At 60.1% G+C, this 6289-nt stretch carries 5 protein-coding genes and 2 pseudogenes; 3 read left to right on the top strand and 4 right to left on the bottom strand.

What is annotated here, in order from left to right; all coding sequences use genetic code 11:
• Positions 1-330: hypothetical protein (locus ACLJRH_RS25885; protein ID WP_170868628.1), on the bottom strand; the 330-nt coding region annotated here is incomplete at its 3' end.
• A 326-nt stretch (positions 331-656) separates the two neighbouring features.
• On the opposite strand from ACLJRH_RS25885, the gene ACLJRH_RS25880 reads away from it, so the two are divergent.
• From ACLJRH_RS25880 to ACLJRH_RS25870, 3 genes and pseudogenes are all read left to right on the top strand, one after another.
• The gene (locus ACLJRH_RS25880; protein ID WP_001446887.1) at positions 657-1394 is read left to right on the top strand and encodes a recombinase family protein; all 738 of its coding nucleotides are present in this window, start codon (positions 657-659) and stop codon (positions 1392-1394) included.
• Positions 1391-1615: a hypothetical protein gene (locus tag ACLJRH_RS25875; protein WP_000743213.1), complete on the top strand. Its 225-nt coding sequence runs from the start codon at positions 1391-1393 to the stop codon at positions 1613-1615. The genes ACLJRH_RS25880 and ACLJRH_RS25875 overlap by 4 nt, the downstream gene beginning before the upstream one ends.
• A 121-nt stretch (positions 1616-1736) precedes the next feature.
• Positions 1737-1841: pseudogene (locus ACLJRH_RS25870) on the top strand (Arm DNA-binding domain-containing protein); the annotation flags it as partial.
• Positions 1842-2094: 253 nt separating this feature from the next.
• Here ACLJRH_RS25870 and ACLJRH_RS25865 read toward each other — a convergent pair.
• From ACLJRH_RS25865 to ACLJRH_RS25855, 3 genes and pseudogenes are all read right to left on the bottom strand, one after another.
• Positions 2095-3099, bottom strand: a complete 1005-nt coding sequence (locus ACLJRH_RS25865; protein WP_000427619.1) for an IS110-like element IS5075 family transposase — start codon at positions 3097-3099, stop codon at positions 2095-2097.
• Positions 3100-3177: 78 nt separating this feature from the next.
• Positions 3178-6144 carry a Tn3 family transposase gene (locus ACLJRH_RS25860; protein ID WP_042863651.1) on the bottom strand — a complete coding sequence of 989 codons (2967 nt, stop codon included), beginning with the start codon at positions 6142-6144 and terminating at the stop codon, positions 3178-3180.
• A 2-nt stretch (positions 6145-6146) separates the two neighbouring features.
• Positions 6147-6212, bottom strand: a pseudogene (locus ACLJRH_RS25855) (helix-turn-helix domain-containing protein); the annotation flags it as partial.
• Between the last annotated feature and the right edge of the window lie 77 nt (positions 6213-6289).

The raw sequence follows: 6289 nt of genomic DNA, 5'->3' as shown, positions 1-6289 counted from the left end.
GGTAAGCAGAGTTTTTGAAATGTAAGGCCTTTGAATAAGACAAAAGGCTGCCTCATCGCTAACTTTGCAACAGTGCCGCGCGACGAGCAGCAGCACCAGGAGCAGAAGCACGTCGAGAAAAAGCAACAGCAGATCGAGCAGCGCCCACGGCGGGCCGCTCGCATCGGATAAGTCGAAAAATCCGGCTAAAGTGGCCGAGCTGCACATCAGGCCGCGCGGTTTTCCTCCCTGATCGCCGGCGCGGTTTCTTCCTCCCTGAACCGCATGCAGACTTGCCGCCTCGGACACCCCGAGGCGGTTTTTTTTCGCCTCGCTCGAGCATCGCCGCATCCGACGATGCCGAGACGACCAGGCCGCGCACGTCGAGCTGCAGCATCGCCATTGCCGACGATGGCACCAGGTCGCCGGCGGTGGCCACCGACCTCGAGCTCGCATCGCCACATCCGACGATGCGCGCCGGCGTCGACCATCGCCAGGTCTGACGATGGCGGCCGCCCTGCCCTGGATCTCGCATCGCCATTTCTGGCGATGAGATCCACGGAGCGGCCATTTAGACCCGCCAATAACGACCCGGCCAAGATAAATCGCATGACGGCCTTTTTGGCCGGGGGTAGCATGACCGGACACTTTGCGTATGCCCAAAGGAGCCCGCAAGTATGCGCAGGACGAAGCCAGTAGCCGCGCCGATGGTGGCGCGGGTCTATCTGCGCGTCAGCACCGACGCGCAGGACTTGGAACGCCAAGAGGCGATCACTACGGCCGCGAAGGCCGCCGGCTACTACGTCGCCGGCATCTACCGTGAGAAGGCATCCGGCGCACGCGCCGACCGGCCTGAGCTGCTGCGCATGATCGGCGACCTACAGCCCGGCGAGGTGGTCATTGCCGAGAAGATCGACCGCATCAGCCGCCTACCTTTGCCCGAGGCCGAGCGCCTGGTGGCCTCGATACAGGCCAAAGGCGCAAGCCTGGCCGTCCCTGGCGTGGTCGATCTATCCGACCTGGCGGCCGAGGCCCAGGGCGTCGCCAAGATCGTGCTGGAAGCCGTGCAGATCATGCTTTTTCGCCTGGCCTTGCAGATGGCCCGCGACGACTACGAGGACAGGCGCGAACGCCAGCGCCAAGGCATTGAGTTGGCCCGCCAGGCCGGGCGGTACAAGGGCCGCCGTGCTGATCCGAAGCGCCGCGCCCAAGTTGTCGCGCTGCGCAAGTCCGGCTACAGCATCAACAAGACCGCCGAGCTGGCCGGGTACAGTGCGGCCCAGGTGAAACGGATATGGGCCGAGGTCAGCCAGGCCGAAGCGAAGCAGCACGGCGCGTTCGTGGAGGACGCATTGACGGAAGCCGATGCCCTGGCCGCTGTCGGCCAGGATGAGCGCCAGGAGGAAAGGGCATGAAGAAGCCGAACCAAGACGACGAGCCGTTTTTCATCACCGAGGAGATTGCGGCCGAAATGATCGCCGGCGGCTATGAGTTCGAGCTGCCGCCCATTCCTTGCACCATCCGCCTACGCGACGTGCTGGAGCGCATGACCGATGCTGAGCTAGCATTGCAGCCGGGCGAGATCGCCGACCAGGAGCGTGAACGCTGCCGGCGCAAGCCGTGTTCAACCTCATGATCTGGTCATGGTATTTTTCATGGCACTGAGCCTGATAGTTCTTGCAAATTGTTGTCACTAAAGGGTTTTGTGTGCTTGTTTACAATCGAGTGGGTATCGGAGACGAAGAAGGACAAGGTACATGCTGACCGATACCAAGCTGCGCAATCTCAAGCCCAGGGACAAACTCTACAAAGTGAATGACCGGGAAGGTCTCTATGTGGGGGTCGCCTCAGAAAACGGAATCTATGGTCACTCCCGTTTTTGCAACACCGATTTTGACGACAAGTTGGCTTGCTTGAATCTATCCGGCGTCTGAATGGGATTTTATTCCCGCGCCTCGATGAGTTCCGCGCCTGATGAACCTCCAGAAAATATACGGCTTCAATGAGCCTTTCCGTTTTACAGGTTCCTCAACAGGCCGGTGGGCCGTTAGTATCATCAATATCAGTATTCGCAAAACCAGATGAATGATTGTTTAAACTGGTGTATTTCTGCCTTTATGCTTCGTAAGTTTGCTGTCGCGCCGTCAGTGCCCAGGCTATTCTGGCCAGCTTGTTTGCCAGAGCACAGGTGACGACAAAGTTGCTTTTCCGACACAACAACTCCCTGACCCAGTCGGCCAACTTGCCAGACTGGTGTTCCAGTTTTTGTATGAATACCCTGGCACACTGAACCAACAAAGTTCGGATCTTTTTGTTGCCCCGCTTGCTAATCCCTAACAATGTCGTCCGACCTCCCGTGCTGTACTGTCGGGGTACCAGCCCTGTTGCCGCCGCAAAGTCACGGCTGCTGGCGTACTGCTTCCCGTCGCCAATCTCAGTTGAAATAGTACTGGCAGTCAGCGTTCCAACGCAGGGAATACTCAGCAAGCGCTGTCCAACCTCATCTTCGTCCAACTTTCGTTTCAACTGAGATTCCAGATCTTTAATCTGCTCAACAAGATAGTGATAATGCTGTTGTAATTTCAGCAGTAACTGGCTGAGATAAAGAGGCAAACTACTGTCCTCAAGAAGGGTACTCAGTCGACTAATAACGGCAGCACCTCGCGGAACGCTGATACCAAATTCCAGCAGAAAAGCATGCATCTGATTAGTTGTTTTCACCTTATCCTGAACCAGGGATTCACGGACACGATGCAGAGCTCGCATTGCCTGCTGAGATTCGGTTCTGGGCTGCACGAAACGCATAGATGGACGTGATGCTGCTTCACAGATAGCTTCAGCATCAACGAAGTCATTTTTGTTGCTTTTAACGAATGGGCGGACAAATTGCGGTGATATCAGCTTTGGAAAATGCCCTAACTCTTCCAGCTTGCGTGCCATAAAGTGAGAACCGCCACAGGCTTCCATCGCGATGGTTGTTGCCGGGCATGTCGCCAGAAATTCGATTAGCTTTGGTCGGGTGAATTTTTTACGGTAAACGGCCTTCCCACGATGATCCTGACAATGAATATGGAAAGAGTTCTTACCCAGATCGATACCAATAAGCGCAATGTTTTCCATGATGGTTCTCCGAATGAAAGCCTGTCCTCAGCATAGTACTGGGAAGGAGGGAGTGACCATCTCATTAAATAAAGCACGCTAAGCCGGTTGCAGCGGTCGTAGCGGCCTGAACTTGCCCGCGCCGATCTTGGCGCTGCTGCGCCAGAGGTAATCGCCGGTGAGGTTGATGTGCTCCCAACCGAGCGGCGACAGGTACTGCAACAGCGCGTCATCAATGGCATGGCCGTTGCCACGCAGCGCGTGCGCAGCCCGTTCCAGATAGACCGTGTTCCACAACACGACGGCAGCCGTTACCAGATTGAGGCCGCTAGCCCGGTAGCGCTGCTGCTCGAAACTGCGGTCGCGGATTTCACCCAGGCGGTTGAAAAACACTGCCCTGGCCAGCGCATTGCGCGCCTCGCCCTTGTTCAGGCCGGCATGCACGCGGCGGCGCAGTTCCACGCTTTGCAGCCAGTCCAGGATGAACAGCGTGCGCTCGATGCGGCCCAGCTCGCGGAGCGCCACGGCCAGGCCGTTCTGGCGTGGGTAGCTGCCGAGCTTTCGGAGCATCAGGGAGGCCGTCACCGTGCCCTGCTTGATCGAGGTGGCCAGCCGCAGGATTTCGTCCCAATGGGCGCGGACGTGCTTGATGTTGAGCGTGCCGCCGATCATGGGTTTCAGCGCGTCATAGGCGGCGTCGCCCTTCGGGATGTAGAGCTTGGTGTCGCCCAGGTCGCGGATGCGCGGCGCGAAGCGGAAGCCCAGGAGGTGCATCAGGGCGAAGACGTGATCGGTGAAGCCCGCCGTGTCGGTGTAATGCTCCTCGATCCGCAAGTCGGACTCGTGGTACAGCAGGCCGTCGAGCACGTAGGTCGAATCGCGCACGCCGACGTTCACGACCTTGGTGTGAAATGGCGCGTACTGGTCAGAAATGTGGGTGTAGAACGTCCGCCCTGGGCTGCTCCCGTATTTCGGGTTGATGTGGCCGGTGCTCTCGGCCTTGCTGCCGGTGCGGAAGTTCTGGCCGTCCGACGATGAGGTGGTGCCGTCGCCCCAGTGCTCGGCGAAGGGATGGCGGAACTGTGCGTTGACCAGATCGGCCAGCGCCGCCCCGTAGGTTTCGTCGCGGATGTGCCAGGCTTGCAGCCAAGCCAGCTTGGCGTAGGTCGTGCCGGGGCAAGACTCCGCCATCTTGGTCAGGCCCAGGTTGATCGCGTCGGCGAGGATCGTGGTCAGCAACAGGTTCTTGTCTTTGGCCGGGTCGCCCGATTTCAGATGCGCGAAATGCCGAGTGAAGCCCGTCCATTCGTCCACCTCCAGCAGCAGTTCGGTGATCTTGACGTGCGGCAGGATCATTGCCGTCTGGTCGATCAGCGCTTGGGCGGTGTCGGGTACCGCCGCGTCGAGCGGCGTGATCTTCAAGCCTGACTCGGTGATGATGGCGTCCGGCAGCTCGTTGGCCGTCGCCATACGGTTGACGGTGGCAAGCTGTGTTTCCAGCAGCGTCAGCCGGTCGTTCAGGTACCGGTTGCAGTCGGTGGCCACGGCCAGCGGCAATTCGCTGGCCTGCTTGAGGCTGGCGAATTTCGCGGGCGGCACCAGGTAGTCCTCGAAGTCCTTGAACTGGCGCGACCCCTGCACCCAGATGTCGCCGGAACGCAACGCGTTCTTCATCTCCGACAGCGCGCACAGTTCGTAGTAGCGCCGGTCGATGCCGGTGTCGGTCATGACCAGCTTCTGCCAGCGCGGCTTGATGAACTCGGTCGGCGCGTCGGCGGGCACCTTGCGGGCGTTGTCGCTGTTCATGCCGCGCAGCACCTCGATGGCGTCGAGCACGTCCTTCGCGGCGGGAGCGGCCCGCAGCTTGAGCACGGCAAGGAATTCCGGCGCGTAGCGGCGCAGCGTGGCGTAGCTTTCGCCGATGCGGTGCAGGAAATCGAAGTCCTCGGGCTGCGCAAGCTTCTGCGCTTCGGTGACGCTCTCGGCGAAGGCATCCCAGGACATGACGGCCTCGATGGCGGCGAACGGATCGCGGCCCGCCTGCTTGGCCTCGATCAGCGCCTGGCCGATGCGGCCGAACAGCCGCACCTTGGCGTTGATCGCCTTGCCGGACGCCTGGAATTGCTGCTGATGCTTGTTCTTGGCGGCGTTGAACAGCTTGCCCAGGATGCGGTCGTGCAGGTCGATGATTTCGTCGGTGACGGTGGCCATGCCCTCGATGGCAAGCGCCACCAGGGTGGCATAGCGTCGCTGCGCCTCGAACTTGGCCAGGTCGGCGGGCGTCATCTGGCCACCCTCACGGGCGATCTTGAGCAGGCGGTTCTGGTGCACCGACCGCTCGATGCCAGAAGGCAGGTCGAGCGCCTGCCACGCTTTGAGGCGTTCGATGTGTTCCAGCATGTGCCGCGAATTCGGTTTGACGGGCGATTGGCGCAGCCAGGCCAGCCAGGTCGTTTTGCCGTTGTCCCGACGCTTGAGCAGATCGTCGAGGCGGCGGCGATGCGCGTCCGACAGCGGTTCGGCCAAGGCATCGTAGATGCGCCGGTTGGCGCGGGTGATTGCTTCGGCGCTCGCCCGCTCGACGGCGTTGAGGGCAGGCAGAATGACCGACTGCTGCCGCAGGTGCTCGATCAAGGTGCTGGCCAGCACGATGCCCTTGTCGGTCTGCAAGGCCATCTCGGTCAGCAACTGGACGGCCTGCCGGTAGTGGCCCATGGTAAAGGGCTGGAAGCCGAACACCGTTTGCAGTTCGACCAGGTGCTCGCGCCGGGTCTGCTCCCGCTGCCCGTATTCGTCCCAGCTTTCGACGCTGACCTTGAGCTGGTCGGCGACCAGTTTCAACAAGGGCGGAAACGGCGGCTCATCGACGCCCAGGATGACACCAGGAAAGCGCAGGTAACAGAGCTGCACGGCGAAGCCCAGCCGGTTGGCCGGGCCGCGCCGCTGCCGGATGATGGAGAGGTCGGTTTCGCTGAACGTGTAGTGACGGATCAACTCATCCTTGGTGTCCGGCAACGCCAGCAGGCTTTCGCGCTCGGCGGCGGACAGGATTGAACGACGTGGCATATTTACTGATCCGTTCTCAAGTATTGATACAGGGTTTCGCGACTGATTCCGAATTCACGAGCCAGCTTGGCACTGTTGCAAAGTTAGCGATGAGGCAGCCTTTTGTCTTATTCAAAGGCCTTACATTTCAAAAACTCTGCTTACC

Origin of the sequence: Salmonella sp. SAL04162 (assembly GCF_046551535.1) — a bacterium.
In the GTDB taxonomy this organism is placed as follows: domain Bacteria; phylum Pseudomonadota; class Gammaproteobacteria; order Enterobacterales; family Enterobacteriaceae; genus Salmonella; species Salmonella enterica.
The sequence above is the reverse complement of the archived record's forward strand: the minus strand, read 5'-3'. Positions and strand labels throughout refer to the sequence as shown.

Coding starts and splice junctions, on each gene's coding strand:
- ACLJRH_RS25865 (WP_000427619.1), bottom strand. CDS start 3,099: ATGGAAAACATTGCGCTTATTGGTATCGATCTGGGTAAGAACTCTTTC.
- ACLJRH_RS25875 (WP_000743213.1), top strand. CDS start 1,391: ATGAAGAAGCCGAACCAAGACGACGAGCCGTTTTTCATCACCGAGGAG.
- ACLJRH_RS25860 (WP_042863651.1), bottom strand. CDS start 6,144: ATGCCACGTCGTTCAATCCTGTCCGCCGCCGAGCGCGAAAGCCTGCTG.
- ACLJRH_RS25880 (WP_001446887.1), top strand. CDS start 657: ATGCGCAGGACGAAGCCAGTAGCCGCGCCGATGGTGGCGCGGGTCTAT.